Annotated in this window: 15 protein-coding genes and 1 pseudogene; 10 read left to right on the top strand and 6 right to left on the bottom strand. The window is 50.9% G+C overall.

Annotation, left to right across the window (positions count from 1 at the left end; translation table 11 throughout):
* Positions 1–52: 52 nt before the first annotated feature.
* Complete coding sequence (locus tag AAHF05_RS05465) at positions 53–871, bottom strand: AraC family transcriptional regulator (RefSeq protein ID WP_164989094.1); 819 nt, start codon at positions 869–871, stop codon at positions 53–55.
* A gap of 205 nt (positions 872–1,076) precedes the next feature.
* Between AAHF05_RS05465 and AAHF05_RS05460 the strand changes: the two genes are divergently transcribed.
* Together AAHF05_RS05460 and AAHF05_RS05455 are read left to right on the top strand one after the other, a co-directional pair.
* A complete protein-coding gene (locus AAHF05_RS05460) occupies positions 1,077–1,667 on the top strand; it encodes a hypothetical protein (protein ID WP_028019538.1) in 591 nt (196 codons plus the stop codon).
* 38 nt (positions 1,668–1,705) lie between these two features.
* Positions 1,706–1,981: a hypothetical protein gene (locus AAHF05_RS05455; RefSeq protein ID WP_129323618.1), complete on the top strand. Its 276-nt coding sequence runs from the start codon at positions 1,706–1,708 to the stop codon at positions 1,979–1,981.
* An 81-nt stretch (positions 1,982–2,062) separates the two neighbouring features.
* Here AAHF05_RS05455 and gstA read toward each other — a convergent pair whose 3' ends face one another.
* Positions 2,063–2,668: a glutathione transferase GstA gene (gene gstA / locus AAHF05_RS05450; protein ID WP_374936444.1), complete on the bottom strand. Its 606-nt coding sequence runs from the start codon at positions 2,666–2,668 to the stop codon at positions 2,063–2,065.
* A 120-nt stretch (positions 2,669–2,788) separates the two neighbouring features.
* Between gstA and AAHF05_RS05445 the strand changes: the two genes are divergently transcribed.
* The 5 genes and pseudogenes from AAHF05_RS05445 to AAHF05_RS05425 form a co-directional block, all read left to right on the top strand.
* A complete protein-coding gene (locus AAHF05_RS05445) occupies positions 2,789–3,673 on the top strand; it encodes a LysR family transcriptional regulator (protein WP_129323620.1) in 885 nt (294 codons plus the stop codon).
* Between the two features lie 345 nt (positions 3,674–4,018).
* Positions 4,019–4,084: a hypothetical protein gene (locus AAHF05_RS05440; RefSeq protein WP_230122858.1), complete on the top strand. Its 66-nt coding sequence runs from the start codon at positions 4,019–4,021 to the stop codon at positions 4,082–4,084.
* A gap of 27 nt (positions 4,085–4,111) precedes the next feature.
* The gene (locus AAHF05_RS05435) at positions 4,112–4,567 is read left to right on the top strand and encodes a hypothetical protein (protein ID WP_129323622.1); all 456 of its coding nucleotides are present in this window, start codon (positions 4,112–4,114) and stop codon (positions 4,565–4,567) included.
* 256 nt (positions 4,568–4,823) lie between these two features.
* Positions 4,824–5,819 carry a YiiX/YebB-like N1pC/P60 family cysteine hydrolase gene (locus AAHF05_RS05430; RefSeq protein WP_332613850.1) on the top strand — a complete coding sequence of 332 codons (996 nt, stop codon included), beginning with the start codon at positions 4,824–4,826 and terminating at the stop codon, positions 5,817–5,819.
* A 424-nt stretch (positions 5,820–6,243) separates the two neighbouring features.
* Positions 6,244–6,416: pseudogene (locus AAHF05_RS05425) on the top strand (cytoplasmic protein); the annotation flags it as partial.
* 242 nt (positions 6,417–6,658) lie between these two features.
* Here AAHF05_RS05425 and AAHF05_RS05420 read toward each other — a convergent pair.
* From AAHF05_RS05420 to AAHF05_RS05405, 4 genes are all read right to left on the bottom strand, one after another.
* Complete coding sequence (locus AAHF05_RS05420) at positions 6,659–7,045, bottom strand: hypothetical protein (RefSeq protein ID WP_129323883.1); 387 nt, start codon at positions 7,043–7,045, stop codon at positions 6,659–6,661.
* Between the two features lie 225 nt (positions 7,046–7,270).
* Positions 7,271–7,603 carry a hypothetical protein gene (locus AAHF05_RS05415; RefSeq protein ID WP_129323882.1) on the bottom strand — a complete coding sequence of 111 codons (333 nt, stop codon included), beginning with the start codon at positions 7,601–7,603 and terminating at the stop codon, positions 7,271–7,273.
* Positions 7,596–11,807 carry an RHS repeat-associated core domain-containing protein gene (locus tag AAHF05_RS05410; protein WP_374936443.1) on the bottom strand — a complete coding sequence of 1,404 codons (4,212 nt, stop codon included), beginning with the start codon at positions 11,805–11,807 and terminating at the stop codon, positions 7,596–7,598. Before AAHF05_RS05410 ends, AAHF05_RS05415 begins: the two co-directional genes overlap by 8 nt.
* A 17-nt stretch (positions 11,808–11,824) precedes the next feature.
* A complete protein-coding gene (locus AAHF05_RS05405; RefSeq protein ID WP_108090653.1) occupies positions 11,825–12,262 on the bottom strand; it encodes a DcrB-related protein in 438 nt (145 codons plus the stop codon).
* 202 nt (positions 12,263–12,464) lie between these two features.
* Between AAHF05_RS05405 and AAHF05_RS05400 the strand changes: the two genes are divergently transcribed.
* The 3 genes from AAHF05_RS05400 to AAHF05_RS05390 all read left to right on the top strand — a co-directional run bounded on the left by AAHF05_RS05400 (position 12,465) and on the right by AAHF05_RS05390 (position 19,736).
* On the top strand, positions 12,465–12,965 hold the full coding sequence (locus AAHF05_RS05400) for a hypothetical protein (protein WP_241697869.1): 501 nt from the start codon (positions 12,465–12,467) through the stop codon (positions 12,963–12,965).
* A 203-nt stretch (positions 12,966–13,168) separates the two neighbouring features.
* Entirely contained in the window at positions 13,169–13,840 is a 672-nt protein-coding gene (gene catA / locus AAHF05_RS05395) for a type A chloramphenicol O-acetyltransferase (RefSeq protein WP_129323880.1), read from the top strand.
* A 397-nt stretch (positions 13,841–14,237) separates the two neighbouring features.
* The gene (locus AAHF05_RS05390; protein ID WP_129323879.1) at positions 14,238–19,736 is read left to right on the top strand and encodes an autotransporter outer membrane beta-barrel domain-containing protein; all 5,499 of its coding nucleotides are present in this window, start codon (positions 14,238–14,240) and stop codon (positions 19,734–19,736) included.
* Positions 19,737–19,762: the final 26 nt, after the last annotated feature.

Genomic DNA, 19,762 nt, shown 5'->3' with positions numbered 1-19,762 from the left:
AGCATCCAGGATAGAATAAGGCCGGCGTGCCGGTCTTGAACGATCGTGCAAATCAGGCAGGATGACCTTTAATGAATTTTTGCCAGCGCCCCGGCGACATACCCAACGTTTTGATGAACTGACGAGTCATGTGACTTTGATCTGAAAACCCCGCTGCAGCGGCAGCCTCAGCAAGCGACAGGCCCGCCTGAATCAGGCGTCGACAGTATACAAGTCGACGCATGGTCACATAGCGATAAGGACTCGTTCCATAAAGCGCACGAAAATCCCGGCTGAGGCTCCAGCGATCTCTGCCACTGACGGCGGATAAAGTATCCAGCGTAATATTGTGAATGAATTCAGTGTGTATATATTCGCGCGCGCGTTCTGCGGATTGATAATCCACCCGATTCCGGCGAAAACGTTGTCCTCCCACGACGGCGAGCGTGTGGGCGAGATCGTAGAGCGCATCGTCTTCTTCCAGCGTATCGAAAGATTCTTCCGGCGCTTTTAACAGCGGTTCGGTCGCTGCAAAAAGCCGGGGATCGGATGAAATTCCGCCGGGAATAAACGGCAAAGGCTTTCCGCCCAAGATTTTTTGAATTAACGCCGGATCGATATACAACATCCGATACTGGAATCCGTCGTTCGTTCCCGCCTCTCCGTCATGTATTTCGTCAGGGTGCAGGACCATTGTCCCGCCCGGCAGGCTATGTTGTTTACTTCCCCGATAGTGAAAACTCTGCACCCCGGATAAGGTCCGGCCTATGGCATAAGTGTCGTGACGATGCGGCTCATAGCCATGCCCGCTGAAATACGCCTCTATGCGCTCTATTTTTCCGGGTTGTTGCGCCAGTCTGACCCAGTCTTTGTTAGCTTTTGCATTCGACATATATGACACCTGATGCCCTGAGAGGGTGAAACAACACCATAAACGCATCGGGTGCAGTTTGGAAAGTTGTTGCAGGCAACGCGGGGTCGGATCCAGGACTTTGCTGTTTTATTGATATACGCTCCGGAACTACGTTTTCCTGGTAATTGTTTGCCGCATGCCATCTGTTACTCTGACAGAGTGCAAAGGATGACAAGGACGTGAAATGCTGAACCCCGGATTCGTTACCCGCAAAGCGCTTGCTCTCTGGCGGGATGTCCCTGCTTTTTTACCCCAGTTTCAGTTCCATGAGAAACATCGAGCGGTCATTCATACTTCCAACCCTGAAAATATTCTGCCGTTAATTGCAAGCTTTGACGTCCAGCAAGACCCCGTCATTCGGCGGCTGATGTCTTTGCGGCAATTACCGCAGAAATTTCTGCACAATCAGCAGACTAACTCGACGGGCAACTTTGGGCTGCACAGTTTTACGCTGTTGCACAGCTCAGCATCCGAGCTCTGCTTTGGCTTAAGAGGGCAATTCTGGCGGACAGATTTCGGTCTGGAAAACGCGCCCGATGCGATTGCTTTTCAGGCACCCGCCGGGCCGGGCAGCGCAAAACTGTTGCTGCGCTACCAGGTAGCGGAACTGGCGCCAGGTCAACATGAACTCTGTACTGAGACCTTCGTCTATTGTCCGGACAAACGTACTCAACTCAAAATGGCGGCCTACTGGCTGGCAATACGGGCAGGGAGCGGCTGGATCCGTAGAAGGACGCTGGAGGCTGTCAGGTTGCATGTTGAAAATCAGAAGTGAGGGATTTCTGTGAAATGCCCTGAGCACTGGAGGTTTTGATGACTATACGAGTTATTACATTTTTGCTCATACTCGGTGCATTTGCTGTAAATGCAGCTGGTGGCGGTAATGGTGGGGATGGTGGGGATGGAGGAAATGGTTCGGATGGAGGAAACGGTTCGGATGGCACCGTCTCAGCTCCGGGCCGTGCGGGTTGTTCGGGCGGAACAGATCCGGACGCGTCGGGAAAATTTTATCTTCCAGGAACAAAACAGCAATGCAATCCCGGGAAGCAGGATGCCGTGAAAAGCGCCATGCAATCAGATGCAGAGTGACAGTATGCTAACCCATCCTGACTCCACATCCTCACTTGCCTCCTGCTTCAGGCATTAATACCTGCGGCGGAATACGCAGACCTAGACTTTCTCCTCCGCACGCAATGCGGCCTGCACAGCGGGCCGGGCACTGATTTTTTCCCTGTACGCCAGTAGCGCGGGCCAGTCGTTGAGTTCAATTGAGAAGAATGTGCACCATCCCAGCACGGTGAAAAGATAGGCATCTGCCACGCTGAATGCCGATCCCGTCAGATAAGCGCTAGTGGAGAGCGTTTCCTGAAGAAAACTGAACCGCCTGAACAGCTTCTCACGAAAAATCGATTTGGCCTCTTCCGGCAACATATTGTTGAAGAGAGGTGCCAAACCAGCGTGTATTTCGCTGGTGATAAAGTTTAGCCATTCCTGAAGCCGCACTCGCTCCCAGCTGTCTGCTCGCGGTGCCAGCCCACTTTCTGGCTTGAGGTCTGCCAGGTACTGCAAAATGGCTGGCCCCTCGGTCAGGATTTTCCCGTCATCCAGCTCAAGCGCTGCGACATAACCTTTGGGGTTGATGGTCAGGAAGTCGTGCCCGTCAGCGGTAAGCTTGCTCCTGTTGTCCACTTTAATCAGTTCAAACTCAATCGCCAGTTCGCGAAGCACGATATGGGGTGAGAGTGAACAAGTGTCCGGGGCGTAATAGAGTTTCATAATCTCTCCGTTAAAGCTGTTGAGTGGTGACGATTCGGTTTGCATTCACTGTGCTTAAAACCGATCTCGCTGTAAAATTAATGATTCATAAATTAGCTATTAGCTGAGCTACTGATACCCATGATGAATCTTTTACACTGGCGCTTACTGGTTGCAGTGGCCGATGCCAGTAATATTTCTCGTGCCGCTGAAGAGGTTGGCATGACGCAGTCGGGCGCCAGCCAGGCGATCGCTCAGTTAGAGGCCTCATTAGGATTTGCTGTATTCACGCGTGAGCGACGCCACATCGGCGTGACGGCCCTGGGCGAGCGGGTTGTTAAAGAGGCTAGAAGTATGCTGGCGCGGCTGGACGCCATCCGCCTACTGGCGGATGAGAGCCGGGGGCTGAATGGCGGTCGCATTCGTCTTGCCAGTTTTCCTTCGGTGACATCCACATTTTTGCCCGGACTACTGCGCGATTTTAAGCGCCTGCATCCTGAAATCGAGGTGGTCGTACTGGAAGGGACGGACCAGGAAGTCGAAGAGTGGCTGGCGGCAGATACGGTTGATGTGGGTGTGATCATGAACCCTATACCCGGACGCGCGGATGCAATCCTGGGACAAGATGCGTGGGTCGGGGTGCTGCCAGCCAGTCACCGTCAGGCTCGCTATGCGCGTTCGCGGGGCATCACCCTTGAGGAATTGGCAGACCAGCCCTTCGTGCTCGCAACCGGCGGTTGCGCCGTTAATGGAAAAAGCCTGATGGAACAGGCAGGCTTGCGGCTGACTGACGTTCGTGTGACCGTCCGGGACTGGATCAGCGCCTGCCTGCTGGTACGCGAAGGCATGGGCGTCGCGCTTATACCAGAATCCGCCCTGCCGGTTGAATTACGCGGTTTGTGCGTCGTGCCCGTGACGCCTTCGCTGTACCGTGAGTTTGGGGTGGTTTGTTCGGCGGCGAGCAAATCCTCCCGAGCAACTCAGACGTTATTGGAAGTGTTGCTCAAAATGAAAAGGTCTACGTAAGGAGTTACGGCGGTGCAAACTGTGCCCGGCGGCGCTGCGCTTGCGCGGGCCTACGGTCCGTGTCGCGGGTAGGTTGACGGTTTTGTAGGCCGGGTAAGGCGTAGCCGCCACCCGGCAATGCCCTTCTGGAAGCCGCCTCGCAAACCTGCAAGCAACCTTATGTAATTCATAGGCATCCCTTTTCATCCCTTCTTCACGGTCGTAAAGTGCCTGCGTTGCGGCACATCCGTAACCGGGCGTAGGAACCCGTTAGCATAAAGCGATATTTTTTGTCGCGACAGCGCATATCCCGTTAGAATCACGGTGGCGCTGACGGAGCAGCCGAAAGGCTGGCCGTTTTTCTTTATGCACGGTATTCCTACCTCCGTCAGCGCTACCCCCTCTGAGCGTAGGAACTCATCGGGCGGTTAATATTTTTTTGCATAAAGAGGATGCCTTATGGCTACTATCCCAGGATTTTCTTACGCGCTTACTGAAGAAAGCGCTGTTTATCACCTTCTCCACCTGCAACTTCCCGATTCTGCGGATCTCTTCGAACTGGCTGACGCCTGCACTGCGTATGTTAGTGTTCTGGTGGAAACTGACGACGCGGTGACGTTTGCCACGCTCTGCAAGCGATTGCTGGCTGTGCTGAAGCGGCTGCGTGAGTGCTGCGATGCCGAACTGCCTTCGTATCTGGTTGAACAATTGATCGCAGGGGAAAAGATTACCTCCTGCGTGCCGGACTGCTGGCAGGAGACGACGCTGCAAGTGGACTATGCCGTGGCGTTAACGCTGGCGGTGATGGGCGGGACACTGCCTGCGAGCGTGGCGAAAGAACTCACCGGACTGCTGCATGATATGGTCTGGCTGCTGGCGGAGTTTGTGAAGGAGCCTTATATAACGGCGCACTGAGGCGGGTGATGGGAGGCCGGAGTTCTGCTAGGTAAGAAGCAGGATTTCGGCCTTACGCAAAGTACAATGCTGTCTGTTGAATGTCCGTTAAGAGCGAGAAGCGGACCTTCAGATTATTTACAGCAATAACTATTTTAATAGTGGAGCATTTAATGATTGCACTATGTATAAAACGCTGTAAAAATGAAGGTGCAGGATTTATCATGGCGTTAATATCAATACGCCCTTATTATTTACTAAATAGTTAAATGTCATTATGCGAAAGAAACTATATATTATAAGGCAGGAAAAGTTAGAGGTTGGCGATGTGATTTTTACCTCTGAGAAAAGTTTTATAAGTTGGTTCGTTAGGCTGGTTACATTTAGCAAATTCTCCCATGTAATGTTATATGTTAATGGCACTACAATTCATTCTGTAAGTGGTGGTGTATATTCAAAAAACCTCCAGCGACTGCTATTTAAAAAACAAGATGAAGTTAAGGTTTTCAGACCCAAAAAAAACTTAACCGCAGCGGAACAGTCTAAAATTTGTGAATATGCAAGAAATAAAGTTTTATCAGTATATGCTTTACTTGAAACGATTTATGTTGTTATTCCGTTTACAAGCATAGCTAGTAAAAAACAATTTTGCTCCAGGCTAGTTGCCCAATCGTACAAAGCTGCAGGGAAAATAATTGTAAGAGACCCAAACTACTGCAGTCCAAAACAAATAATGATGTCTGGCTTTTTTTATGAGGTAACCGATTGCATAAAACCTGCCAGCGAAGAGGAAATTGAGTTCACCAAAAAGTTTAATCCAATACAAATCATTGAAAATAGTACGGTATCTATGATAAAAGAAGTGAGGAAGATATACGGTAAAAAAATACAAACAATTCATGACATAATTAAGCTCCTAATCATTCATCCTGAAGCTGATGACTCCGTTACATCGTCAGCACATAAATTTGGTTACTTTGAACATGCTCACTTTGACTTAAAAATAAACTCATGGAGATATAATGTAAAAGATTTCATGAACTATATTAATTCATTGGAGTTAAATGACAATGAGATCAACAGTCTGGCTAATGAGGTATATAATGTTGGGAGTGATGCAGCTAATGTTCATGCTAACGAATTTTATTTATACACTATTCTGTATGAAAAATACAAGCTTACCTTCTTTTATGATAGTATGATTTTATATAAAAAACTTATTGATACTGATATTTTAAGGAAAAATACAGCCATTTCTATATTGTCACGATAGATATTTTAAAATGATAAATTGACATTTAATTATTGTTGCTTCTATCAAACGCTATTGCTATAGCATTTTGTTTCTAAACTTCAGATTGCATAGTTACAATTATGCTAGCAACTATTATTATCTACTAGAATGTAAAGTAAAGGGTGGTTAAGTTTCAACCACTCACACTTGCTTGATTATAAATAACTATTTTAACTGTGGTATTTTTCGTTATTAATTGTTTATATATTTCATACGTTACTAGCAGCGTCCGCATTTGGCACAAAGCGGACATTTCTTTCACAGTCACCTCATAAAGTGTTCGCATACATTAAATGAGCGCCTTCATCACGAGCATATGAACACTGCACTCCATCAATGTTTCTACATTATCAACCCACCAACCATCACCTATAATATTTCCTGTCTGAAACAAGGGGCAAGGATGCACGTAGTCTCAAGAGCGCCTTTCGACGCAGCCACCAGACAATTTCCTAATCAAGCACCTACTCTGGACGATCTTTACCGGGTACTAAAAAAGGAACACTATCCATCACCAGACGACATGCGAAAGCGCTTTCCCAGCCTGGATCGGATGAAATCCGGGAAAAATGGTGGTCATTGATTTACCGCTGGCATCGATTAAATGCATATCCTGAGCGAGAAGATCATCAAGATAAAAAGGTTGTTAGAACCAGTAAATGTCACCACTGCTCTAGTCACGAAGATGTTACCTCCTGTCAGGGAGATCCAGGTTTCATTCGGTTGTAAATATAAATACAGCAGAGCCCGGCATCCTGCAGCAGGCGGTAGTCCTGCCACAGGAATGGGTCTACCCGATCGGATAGACATAATTAATTTTATAAAAATGCTGTTTCGCCACTACCAATTTTCTTCACTTCAAGCCCTTTAAATTTGATGCCAATCCCATGTTCCTGATCCAAATCGGTCGAGAACATGAACCCAAATTCATTGTCCTCATCTGGGGAAAGGTAAACTTTCAGCAAAATCAAGTCTTTTGCATCCGCACCATATATACGCTTGCTATATACCTGGGTTTCAGTTGCGATTTTCTCGAAAAAATCTTTCTGTTTCTTAATAAGAAAATCGATGTCTTTTTTCATTTTTTCATCGACCGAATCAGATGCAAGGTTTATGCATTGGACGAGAAAAGGACCAAATACCGATAATACTAAATCGACTGAAACACCTTCATCATCTACATAAAAATCCAGTTCAAGTGACATTACCACCCCTATTTCATTTTGGATTAAATGAGTTGGCTGTTTTCTTAGTTTCAAGAGACTCCTACTTAACCCCGTGATATTTTTCGAATTGATTTATAGAACCTCTATGCGGGAAAGACATAACGAAGTGCAGTAACTTTTGACTCTAATGGAGCATTAACCATCAGAGAATAAAAAAAAAGTCGGTAAGGATTATTTCCCAACCGACCATTTACAATACAGAAGTTACTTTCTTGAGAACGGAAAAAGGCATTCCCTAAAAGAACTTTCCTTCACTTCACTTTGAAATTCTCGACCATTTTCAAGTTCTAATTTATCTAATTTAGCCAAAACAAACCTTTCGTTCTCAGCATGAGCTTTATCATAAAAACCAATAGATTGCTGCCCTAAATCATCAATCTCTATTAGTTTAGAAAAAATAGAGTTAATCAGAGGACTACCTGCGTACATTACAGATTCGGTTTCCTCACAAGAAAATTTTAAATACATTATCGCTTTTTTCAAGGCGACTACTTCACTTTGACTTAAAGTCAAATTTTTTTCTTGGTTATCAGCCACACCTACCTCCTCTAGACTTTATTTGCTCCTGATTCATCTTCAGTCGTCGCTCATAAGGTAAATGGGATACAATATCATAAGGGTTTTTGCCTGCATGAAGTACCTCACCTAATTTTAACCGACCTGAATGAATGTATTCTAATTCGGAACTCTGGATAATGTTACCCATTTGGGAATTATCAGCTTTGAATATAATTGAATAGTCACCACGTCCTGTATGTAATGGATCGTTAATGAAAATATCTCTCATTGCATCCTGAGGTGACATTAAGATATCAGTAACATAAACCTTACCTTTTGAGTTAGGTTCAATAACTCCGGAATTCATGATGCGATCTAAGCCAGCCTTATCCGTATAATGGATAAATACATCTTCTCCGCTTAAACCCCACGGATCGATCCAAGATAGCGGATTCGGCGCATACTGATAAAGGTTCCACCCGCCATTCAACCCAATCGGATCCTGCACAATAAACCGCCCGAGCTGCGGGTCGTAGTAGCGGAACAGGTTATAGTGCAGCCCCGTCTCACCATCAGCGTACTGCCCGGCATAGCGAAGCGGCTGGTGAGCCATCGCCGTGCGATTCACAAGCCGTGAGAACCCTTCGCTCTGATGGCGCACCTCGCCAAAGCTGCCGTACTGGCCGCTCCAGCGCACCGTGCCATGCTCGTCGGTCACTTCAAGCGGAGCGCCGTTCAGGTCGGTGTTGAACCAGTAAATCTCACCGCTGCTCTGGTCACGAAGGTGATCCACCCGCGCCAGCGGGCTCCAGGCTTCATTCGGGTCGTAAATATAGGTGCTGCACAGCCCGGCGTTCTGCTGCTCCTGCAGCAGGCGGTAGCCCTGCCACAGGAAGCGGGTGTCGGTGGTGCCATGCGTCGTGGTGACGATTTTGCGCGTGCGGCGCCCCAGCGCGTCATAGTGATAGCGCGCCTCAAACCGCCCTTCCGGCCCGGTTCCGCGGGCTGATACCAGACGGTTCTCGGCGTCATAGACATAATGCTGCTCATACAGCCCGTTGCGGCGGCTGACCAGGTTGCCCCAGTGGTCGTATTTCATAAACAGCGCCTGCCAGTGCTGCAGGCGGTTATCCGTGACCGGTACCGCATCGTCATTGGCGGCGAGGTTATCCGCGGCGTCGTAGCTGAACTGCGCGCGGCTGTGCCCCTGTCGGGCCTCGTAGTGCTTCAGCAGACGCCCTTCGGCGTCGTAGCCGTAGTCCACCTCTCCGCGCAGCGTGTCACTGACGCCGGAAAGCTCACCGCGCGCGGTGTAGCGATACAGGCGTTCCAGTAGCGTCTGCTCCGGCAGGGTCACGTTCGTGCTCAGTTCGCTGCGCTGCAGGGTGCGTCTGCCGAGGCTGTCATACTGGCGGAGCTGCTCGCGCGCGCCCTGAGTGCGGCGAACTTCACGGTGCAGGCGGTCGCGGGTGAACTCGGTCACCAGCTGCTGTCCGAAGCGGATAGCGCTGACGTGGCCGGAGCCGTAGTGCAGCCAGGCCAGCTTTTGCTCACCGGGCAGCGTCAGGCTGGTCAGGTTGCTCAGGGCATCCCATTCGTAACCGACCGCGCCGTTAATGCCGGATTCGCTCAACACGCGTCCGGCGGTATCGTGGCGGTAAACGATCTCATCGCTTTCGATACCCAGGGCAACGCCCTCAGCTGTCGGCGTACGGCGGATGCGGGTGATCTGGCCGCTCAGGTCGCGGAAGTAGCGGTACTCCGCGTGGTGCTGAGTGCGTCCGATCAGCAGCCCGCTGTCGTCATAGCTGAACTGCTGGACGCGACGGGCGATACCACCGTCGGCGGCAGGCCGTCCGTTTTCTTCGAGCGCGCAGAGTAACCCTCGCGCGTCCCATTCCATATGGCGCACGGTCTCGTCCGGGCGCGTTTCGCTGAGCGGTCGGCCCACGGCGTCGTAGGTGAAGCGGTATTCCGCCCCGTTGCCGTTCTCGAGTCGCAGCAGGTTACCGCGCGGGTCATAGCGCCACTGGCGCACGCGGCCAATACGGTCGGTAAGGCTGACCGAGAGGCCGAGCGCGTTATAGGCCCAGCTCACCTCGCTTTCCAGCGGGTCGCGCCAGCCCGTGAGCTGGCCGCGTTCGTTCCACACCAGCGACTCGCGGCTGCCGTCCGGATGGATCACGGCGCTCAGCAGCCCGGCACGGCTCCACTCCCGCCGCGTGGTATTCCCTTCTGCATCCTCGCTGGCAATCAGTTGCCCGAAGCGGTCGTAGGTGAAGCGGGTCACGCTGCCGGAGCAGTCGGTGCGCTGCGTCAGCAGCCCCTGGTGATTCCAGACAAGGCGCACCACGCCGCCGATGGCGTCGGTGATGCCTTCCGGCAGGCTTTCTTCCTCATCGGGATAGCGATACGCGGTGGTGCTACCGGCCGGATCCGTTTCCGACAGCAGGCGACCGCGAAGGTCGTACATTGACTGCGATGAGGTGCCGTCCGGATACACCGTGCGGGTGATGCGGTCAGTCAGGCGATGCCAGTGATACTCCGTGTGGCGGCCCGCCGGGTCCGTCTCGCTGGTCATACGGCCATATTTGTCCCACGTGCTGCGGCGCATCGCACCGCCGGGCAGAATGACGTCGCAGAGCTCGCCGTCGCGGTAGACAAACGTCGTCTGGCGACCGTCGTAATCCGTGAAGCGCGCAACGTTGTCGTCGTCATCCACCAGCCAGTGCGCCTGCGAACCGTCATCGCGGATGGCCCGACGGATGCCGTTATCAAAATCATATTCGAACGTCAGCTGTTCGCCACCGCTATGGCGGAAGCCGACCACGCGAGGCAGGCCGTCAATCTCGCGCCAGCGGTATTCACTCAGCAGGCCGTTGGCGTCCTCGTGGGCGCTCATCAGCCCGTCCTGCCAGCGGAAGCGTCGGCGCACGCTACCGCCCCGGCCGGTCACACAGACCAGCCGGCGCTGTTCATCATAAGCGTAACTGACCAGGCAGATCTCGTCATCCAGCCAGGCGCTGGCGAGTCTGTCACGGTCGTAGCGGCAGACAACGCGCTGACCCGCGCTGTCGGTCAGGGCATGCAGGGTATGATCCGCATTCCACTCGAAGAGAATATCGTTGCCGCAGGGCTCAGAGAGGCGCTGGAGCAGTGACGGGGCATCATCCTGCAGCGGTGCATAATGCCAACGCTCGCCGCTGACGTCATACACCGACCAGCTGTCGTCAGAGTGATGTTCAAGCCAGCTTTTTTCGCTTTCGCAGTAGGTCCGTAGCCCTTTCGGTACCCTCGGGAAGGCGACGTAATCGCCAGACGGTGCGCGCCACACCAGGCCGTCCTGATACGGCTCCAGGCGGCTTTCCCAGAACAGGCTCCAGCCGCGGCCCAGTACGCTGTCGCCGGGGTTGCCGCTGCGCCAGTAGCGCTGCCAGCGCACCGGCAGACGGGAAGGCAGGACGAAATCCAGCTCATCATCCCCGCTGAGAAACTTCTGTCCGCTGACAATATCCACCGGGCGGGCAATGATCCCCGCCGCCGCCACGCCGGTCATCAGCGTGCCGGCGCGGCAGGCGATACGGGCCAGCTTATTAATGCCAGGGATTTTGCCCAGCAGCTTAGACAGCGCCCCGACTTTGCCGGCCGCACCGCCCCAGCCGCCGATAAGCCCGGCGAACAGCAGGGTAAGATCGGAGACTTTGTAGAGCCACTCCGGGACTTCAGACTGAATAGGAAGGGTTTGCTGCGGATCGCCGCCGATGATGACGTTGTCCGAACCGGTCATCACCTTCGCGTCGCAGGTGGTTCGATCCCCGATGCGGGCCGCAGGCAGGCCGTTAATAGAGACCCGCGAGGAGCCTTCGGCCATCTGCTGCGAGCCGTCGTCAGAGCACTTCACCGCGCTGTCCGTGGCCATGGCGGCAGGTTTACCGTTGATAAACACATTGGGCGAGCCGGAGGTGATGACGCCTTTCTTCGTCATGCTGGATGCCCCGGCGTCTGCGATGCTGTCCCGGGCTGCGGTCGCCAGCTCCCCGGTGTAATACCCCACGGCCAGGCTGGCGCCGACGAGCAGAACGCCCACACCAAGACAGGATGCGCCAAGTCCGGCAATAAACATGGCCCCCGCCAGAATCCCCCCGGCGGCGGCAATCAGGCCACCGACAATCGTTCCGGCAATCATCCCGGCCAGCGCACCGGAGTGGCCGATATCATCACCAACGCGTGCTGCTTCAAACATAACAACGATCCCTGAAGTTACTGGTGGAAGCGGAAGCTCCTGAGAAGTTCGCCAAACAGCGCGCTGTCGGCATCGTCCAGCACGCGCGTGCAGGTCATGGTGAACACCAGAATTTTATGGCTGTCGACAGTAAACACGGCCTGCTGCTGCCAGACGCGTTTCCCGTCGCGCAGGTAGCTGGCATGGACAATTTCACCCTGCAAAAGGCTGTCGCCAAGCGTCGCGTCGCTACGCTCACCCTGCTTCCAGCCTTTGATGTGTTTTTCCATCAGGGCGAGCTGGCGATCGATATACGCGGCAAGCGTTTCGCCGGGGTTGAGGGCATCGCGGGAGATATTAAACGCTGGTGCATCCGCCGCGGGCGGCGCGAATACGTTTACGGTACGATCCTGATAGCCATCAGGAAAGTTGATCAGTCCTTCACTGAAAAGGCACTGCGAAGATGGTTCTGACATTGAGCGGGTCCCACCACATTTTTTCAGAAGCGGTAAGTTTCGCATATGTGTTTAAGGCTGAAAAGATGCTGGTCCGGCGATCTCTCTGCTGACCGAAGGTCATTTCTGGCTTCATCGCAAATACAACTCTATTTTCCTGGTAATTACCTGTGGTAAGCCATCTGTTACTCTGGCTGTGCTCAAGGGGTGACAAGGAAAAGAGATGCTGAATCCAGGATTCGTTACCCGCCCTGACGCTATTCTGCCGTTAATTGCCAGTTTTGATATCCAGCAAGATGCCGTTATTCGGCGCTTAATGGCATTAAGGAAAATTCCACTAAAAATCCTGCGCAATCAGCAGGCTCAGGCAGCCGGTGATTTTGGCTTGCACAGCTTTACCCTGTTGAAAAGCTCGGCATCAGAGCTCTGCTATGGCTTAAGAGGACAATTCTGGCGGGCAGATTTCGGTTTGGAAAACGTGCCGGATGCCAGTGCATATCAGGCGCCAGTTTCGCCGGGCAGCGCTAAACTTTTGCTACGCTACCGGGTAACGGAACTGGCCCCCGGCCAACATGAACTCTGTACAGAAACGTTCATCTACTGCCCGGACAGAAGTACTCGGCTAAAAATGGCGGCTTACTGGCTGGCAATACGGGCGGGCAGCGGCTGGATCCGCAGAAGAACATTAGACGCGGTTAAGTCGACTCTTCAGGACATGGAGTAAGCTATTGTCGATCGTTCCTTGAGGAAATTAATCCTGCTTCACTTTTGTTATCCCCTTTTGCCACGAGCAGAGTTGAACCCGGTAGCAGAGCGGATATGCTCTGACATCTTCTTTCTTCCCGTATAAGGATGCGCTACTCTCACCAGTGCGTTCGCGACCTAAACAATCCGGAACCTATGTGCTTGCCGGTAAAAGGATATAAAATGAAAAAAACAATCCCAGAATATACGCCGGTTGACTTGTCTCGTTGGGCGAGGAAGGAGCATTTTGAGGTATTTCAGGGCTTTGCCCAAAGCACAATTAACCAAACCGTTCTGATAGACATTACGGTATTGCTAAAACATATAAAAGAGGTTGGCTGGAAATTTTACCCTACGATGATTTTTCTCCTTGCAAAAATTGTCAACCGGCACACAGAGTTCCGTATGGCTATAAAGAACAATGAGCTTGTTATATGGAATGAAGTTCATCCCAACTATACCATCTTCCATAATGAAACGGAGACCTTTTCGTCAATGTGGAGCCATTACGATGGCAATATTCAACACTTCCAGAATACTTATTCAGAAGACGTTGCACGCTATGGTAATAATCTTGCATATTGGCCTAAGGAAGAGTCTCGGGAAAACATATTTTTCGTCTCGGCTATTCCCTGGGTGAGTTTTACCAGCTTTAATATCAACGTTGCTAATATGCAGAACTTTTTTGCCCCCATGTTCACGCTGGCAAAATATTACGAGCAAGATGGAAAAGTATTGTTGCCTCTCGCCATTCAGGTACACCACTCCGTGTGCGACGGTTTCCATGTAGCAAGACTGTTCAATGAGCTACAGGAAATGATTAATGACCTACCTCACCAGTCAGAGAAACGCTGATTGGTGCTATCAGGCGGCGTCTCCAGGGTTGCGGGCGCAGCCAGGCCGAATCAGGAATGGACAGAATTTTACGTGAAGCAGAATCTCCTCATCCCGCAAAAGTGCCCGCCATCTATTTCCTGCAGAAATAACTTCTGTTAACAGATGTATTTTAATGCAACAAATAGTCTAAACAATCAAAGATTACATTCCCCCTCATTTATATATTAAAAATACCTTAAAAGCTAATTAAGTTGAATCACCTGGAGTAACTACGTAAAAATTTAGCGAATTGATATTTGACCATGCGCATTTTTTGGTTATTTCTCATCAGTTACGTACTCCTACGTATCCCAGTGCTCCAGTTTATTTTTTCGCTTTTAGCGTTGCCCTTTATGAAGAGGGTGAGGGATTTTTCATGCAAAAGAAAACGTTATTATCTGCCTGTATCGCTTTGGCTTTAAGTGGACAGGGCTGGGCTGCTGACCCAGGTGATGCAGAAGGTGTAGCCCGCGAGCGTAAAGGGTCAAGGATATCTTGCCCAACCAACCCTGACAAACTGAGCCCGGAACAATTAAAAACCCTGCCGTCTGAATGTTCTGAAACTCATGACAACAAACTCTTTTCCTGGATTGCCGTTGGTGCTACTGCGCTGTTCACCACGTTCGCAGCCACTGAGCTGAATAACAATGACGGTCACCATGCTCACACTACTGACACTCCCCCTTCCCCACCCGATGACGATAATGGGGATGATATACCGGACGACGGCGGCGTGACTCCTGTTAAAAACGACCCTGTTACATTTAATAACGCCGTCATCTGGGATAAAGACGCCGGTACGCTGCAAATCCGCAACGCCACCTTTACCTACGCTGAAAATCCTGACGGCAGTTATACCCTGACATCAAAAGACGGTCGTACCACGATTGTGCAGAGCTGGCAGGTCCATGAGAGCACGAACACGGTTGTCTTCACCGGCAAGAATGCTGGGGGCGATCTGCTGTGGAGCTACGATGATACGGGTCAAATTATCGTCACGAAGCTGAATGGCGTGGTGGTTGATGGCGAGAGAGGAAGTCATATAACGATCAATGACGCCACAATCATCGATCAAGGCGGGAATACTGCGCTGAATGGCGGGACGGTATTACGCATTGACGGCAATAACATTGTGCTGAACAACGAAGGCAAAACCGTAGCCATCGGAGAAGGTTCGGTTGTCGGTATCCTGACAGGCGATAACATCACTATTAATAATGATGGTGATACGGTGGTAGCGGGCGGTACCGCGGTCATTGTTAACGGTGATAATGCCTCCCTTTACAATATTGGTGATGTTGATGTTTCTGCTGCCGGCACGGGTAGCGTGATTAACGGTGATGGCGCCCATGTGGTAAACCAGGGGAACATGACCGTCGATGGTGAGAATAGCATCGGTTCAAAGATCGTAGGTGATGATGCCACGGTGAAACAGAGTGGCGATTTATATGTCAGTGGTGGCGCACGAGGGATTGAGATCGCTGGCGATCGGATGAAACTTGGCAATACCGGCAACATCACGGTGGTGAATACAAACTCCATCGGGGTGGCCATCGAGGGTAACGATGCAATATTTGCTAATGTGGGGAATATCAACGTCAGCGATTCTGCCGTTGGCGTTAGCGTAACGGGTAACAGCGGGAGGCTCTCTCTGGCAGGCGACGTGCTGGTAGGGGATTTTTCCACTGGCCTGAACATTACCGGGAATAACAACAGCGTAACGCTGGCGACCAACGAACTGAACGTTACCGGTCAGCAGGCAACTGGCGTTAACCTCACTGGTGACGGTAATACTGTTGATATTACTGGTAACATTCTGGTGGATAAAGATCAGAAAACCGATAATGCAGTTGACTACTTTTTTGCCCCTTCTACCGGCGTCAGCGTGCAAGGCGATAATAATAATCTAACGCTCGACGGTAGTTTGACTGTCATAGCTGATAGCGAATTAACCACACATACTTACAGCGAGATTGATGGTAGCCAGGAAAATATCAGTGGGATTATTATTTCTGGTGATAATAATAACATTAACATCACCGGTGGTATTCACCTCGTCGGTGAAGAAGCTCAACTGTCAGATGGGTCGATACCTGCCTCTCAGCGTACAAGCTTCGGGCAGACGCCACTGATCGGCGTTGATGGTCATTCTTCTGTTTATTTGGATGGTGATTCCTCTGTTAGCGGTGCTTTCCCTGTAGGTTATTACAACATCATCAGTCTTAGTCATGGTGCTTCTCTTGAAATTGGTGAGCATGCGACTTTTTCATCACAAGATGTTGATGCCTATAATCATTATTTTATGGACACGCCCGCCATTATAGCCGTTCAATCAGGATCATTGCTAAAAAATGAGGGTTCCGTCAGCGTACAAAACATAGGGTTTGTCGAAGTTCGCGATCGGAATAGCATTGCCATTAATAACGGCGATATTACCCTGTTGCAGTATGACTATTCGACACCAGCAAGTTCCTCACAGGAACCAGGAGCCAGCGTTTTCTTTAGCGAGGATGGCTCAAGCGCCATAAATGATGGCATCATTACTGCGAAGGTCATGGAACAATATAGTGTAACGAATATGATTTCATCTGAAAATATTAGTTACGACTTTGTCTTTAATAACCATGTCTTAAGTATGACGGGAATGACTGCTGGTAATAGCGGTTCCGTTTATAACGACAGTACGGGTCTCATTGATATGTACGGTCGTGGTAATGTTGGCATGCTTGCAATCAGTAATTCCACCGCCAGTAACGCCGGTCAGATTAAACTGGATACACTCTGGGTCGATGCCGAAGATACAACTCAACGACAGGGTAATCTGCGCTCAAACACGGCGATAGATTATGGTGTTGGCATGGCAACAGGTTCCGACACGTATAGTGGCCCAGGAATGAATGCGACAGCCATCAACCAGCAGAGTGGCAGCATCACTATTTACAACGCGGGTGCAGGAATGGCCGCTTATGGTTACGGCAATACGGTAATCAATCAGGGTGAGATAAACCTTGAAAAGAATGAAAACTACGATGACAGTATCGGTCAAAACAAACTCGTCGGAATGGCCGTGTATGACAGCGGCACAGCAATAAACGATCGGACTGGGATTATTAATATCAATGCCGAAGCAGGTCAGGCATTTTATAATGATGGCACTGGCTTTATCATTAACTATGGCACCATCTGTACATTCGGTACGTGTCAAAACAGTAATGAGTACGTTGATCCTAATCATGCCATCAGCGATGTGTTGTCCGATGGCGATATTCTTAGCCATGATAAACAAACCGTTTCGTTAACCAACTCAACGCTCATTGAGGGGGAAGTAACCAATGCTGGTAAGGTTAGTAACGGCTTTATTATGATAGATAATGGCGGTGAACTAAAAAACCAAACGACGGGCACCATTAACACCAACATAAAGATTAACAGCGGTGGTGTACTAACGAATGATGGCACCCTGAACACCGTAGAAATGACCGGTGGCATCTTTAATAATAACGGCACGCTAAACAGTACAGTGACGCTGGATCAAAGCAGTGATGCGGTGCTTAATAACACGGGTTCACTCTCTACGCTGCAATTAAAAGATGGCACGGTAAACAACAGCGGCATATCGACAGCGCGCGTCAATGCACAGGGCGATGCCGTGTTTAATAACCTCGTGGGCGGCGAGGCCCGTAAAGGCGCTATTCTCTATAATTCGGCGGTAATCAATAACGAAGGGACCTGGAAGCTGGGTTATCAGAATGAAGGTAACAATGCCGGGACGCTGGACATAGATGACCAGTCTGTCTTCAACAACAGGGGTTCACTCATTCTTGATAACAGCAAAAACGCCATTCGTTTTCAGGGCGCTAATGCAGATGCGACGTTATACAACACGGGTGAAATGAGACTGGATACCGCAATGGGTAATGGTGCGATTCACTACGACAGCGGTGCCAGTCAGTTCATCAACAATGGCCAGGTGGATGCCAAAGTAACCATTGCAGTCAGTACGGCGGATGCAACTGAAGACAAGGCTTTCTTCTGGAATCAGGAAAACGGCGTTATCAATTTTGATCATGACGGCACCAGTGCCGTGACATTCACCCATAACAATTTTGTGGCGCAGAATGACGGCACGATGAACGTCAGCGGCAACAATGCCGTGGCGATGGAAGGAGATAAAAACGCCCAACTGGTAAACAACGGCACCCTTAATCTGGGTACTGAAGGCACCGCCGACTCCGGTATGGTGGGGATGCAACTGGATGCCAATGCCACCGCAGATGCGGTTATTGAAAATAATGGCACCATTAATATATTCGCCAATGATTCGTTTGCATTCAGCGTGCTGGGAACGGAAGGCCACGTCGTCAATAACGGTACCGTCGTGATTGCCGATGGTGTAACCGGGTCGGGGCTTATTAAGCAGGGAAACGGCGTTAACGTTGAAGGCGTAAATGGCAATAACGGGAATAATACCGAAGTGCATTACGGCGATTATGCCCTGCCGGACGTCCCGAACACCGCTACGGCCTCTGCTGCATCCGATAATCATCTCGCAAACAGCGGCATGAACAATCTCAGTGGTTACGTGGTGGGGACGAACCCTGATGGCAGCGCCGGTACGCTGATGGTCAATAATGCCGGCATGTATGGTGTGGGAATCAACACCGGTTTTGCGGCGGGCACGGCAGACACGACCGTCACCTTTGACAACGTGGTGAAAGGCAGCAACCTGTCGAATGCCGATGCGATTACCTCGACGTCAATTGTCTGGACGGCGACAGGCAGCACCGACGCCAGCGGCAACGTTGACGTGACGATGAGTAAAAAGGCTTACACCGATGTGGCCACCGATAGCTCAGTGAATGATGTGGCAAAGGCGCTGGATGCGGGCTACACCAATAACGAGCTTTACACCAGCCTCAACGTGGGCACCACCGCAGAGCTCAACAGCGCTTTGAAGCAAATCAGCGGTAGCCAGGCCACCACGGTTTTCCGTGAAGCACGCGTGTTAAGCAATCGCTTCAGCATGCTGGCAGACGCGGCACCGAAGATGGGTAACGATCTGGCGTTTAACGTGGTAGCGAAAGGCGACCCACGAGCCGAGCTGGATAACAATGCCGAGTACGACATGATGGCGCTGCGTAAAACTCTCAATCTGAGCGAACACCAGACAATGAGCCTGGAGTATGGTATCGCGCGTCTGGATGGTAAGGGGGCTCAGAATGCGGGTGATAACGGCGTGACGGGCGGCTACAGCCAGTTCTTTGGCCTGAAGCATCAGCTGGCTTTTGAGAATGGCATGAGCTGGAATAACGCGCTGCGTTACGATATCCATCAGCTGGAGAGCAGCCGATCAGTGGCTTATGGCGACGTGAGCAAAACGGCGGATACCAGCGTGAAGCAGCAATATCTGGAGCTTCGCAGTGAAGGAGGAAAAACCTTTGAACTGCATGAAGGAGTGAACATGACTCCGTACGCGGGTGTGAAACTGCGCCACACGCTGGAAGGCAGCTATCAGGAACGCAATGCCGGTGACTTTAACCTGAACATGAACAGCGGCAGCGAAACGGCGGTGGACAGTATCGTTGGGCTGAAGCTGAACTACGCAGGGAGAGACGGCTGGAGTGCCAACGCCACGCTGGAAGGCGGCCCGAACCTGAGTTACAGCAAGAGCCAGCGCACGGCGAGTCTCGCCGGAGCGGGCAATCATCACTTTAACGTGGACGATGGTCAGAAGGGTAGCGGCATCAACAGCCTGGCGAGTGTTGGTGTGAAGTACGGCAGTAAAGAGCGTTCTCTGGTTCTGGATGCATACCACTGGAAAGAGGACGGTATCAGCGATAAAGGCGTGATGCTGAGCGTTAAGAAAACGTTCTGATAGCCACCAGATCTTAACCTGTATGC

The sequence above is a fragment of the Enterobacter adelaidei genome, from assembly GCF_041937165.1.
Lineage (GTDB): Bacteria > Pseudomonadota > Gammaproteobacteria > Enterobacterales > Enterobacteriaceae > Enterobacter > Enterobacter adelaidei.
The sequence above is the reverse complement of the archived record's forward strand: the minus strand, read 5'-3'. Positions and strand labels throughout refer to the sequence as shown.

Coding starts and splice junctions, on each gene's coding strand:
- AAHF05_RS05400 (WP_241697869.1), top strand. CDS start 12,465: ATGCTGAATCCAGGATTCGTTACCCGCCCTGACGCTATTCTGCCGTTA.
- AAHF05_RS05445 (WP_129323620.1), top strand. CDS start 2,789: ATGATGAATCTTTTACACTGGCGCTTACTGGTTGCAGTGGCCGATGCC.
- AAHF05_RS05430 (WP_332613850.1), top strand. CDS start 4,824: ATGCGAAAGAAACTATATATTATAAGGCAGGAAAAGTTAGAGGTTGGC.
- gstA (WP_374936444.1), bottom strand. CDS start 2,668: ATGAAACTCTATTACGCCCCGGACACTTGTTCACTCTCACCCCATATC.
- AAHF05_RS05410 (WP_374936443.1), bottom strand. CDS start 11,807: ATGTTTGAAGCAGCACGCGTTGGTGATGATATCGGCCACTCCGGTGCG.
- AAHF05_RS05460 (WP_028019538.1), top strand. CDS start 1,077: ATGCTGAACCCCGGATTCGTTACCCGCAAAGCGCTTGCTCTCTGGCGG.
- AAHF05_RS05465 (WP_164989094.1), bottom strand. CDS start 871: ATGTCGAATGCAAAAGCTAACAAAGACTGGGTCAGACTGGCGCAACAA.
- AAHF05_RS05390 (WP_129323879.1), top strand. CDS start 14,238: ATGCAAAAGAAAACGTTATTATCTGCCTGTATCGCTTTGGCTTTAAGT.
- AAHF05_RS05455 (WP_129323618.1), top strand. CDS start 1,706: ATGACTATACGAGTTATTACATTTTTGCTCATACTCGGTGCATTTGCT.
- catA (WP_129323880.1), top strand. CDS start 13,169: ATGAAAAAAACAATCCCAGAATATACGCCGGTTGACTTGTCTCGTTGG.
- AAHF05_RS05435 (WP_129323622.1), top strand. CDS start 4,112: ATGGCTACTATCCCAGGATTTTCTTACGCGCTTACTGAAGAAAGCGCT.
- AAHF05_RS05420 (WP_129323883.1), bottom strand. CDS start 7,045: ATGTCACTTGAACTGGATTTTTATGTAGATGATGAAGGTGTTTCAGTC.
- AAHF05_RS05405 (WP_108090653.1), bottom strand. CDS start 12,262: ATGTCAGAACCATCTTCGCAGTGCCTTTTCAGTGAAGGACTGATCAAC.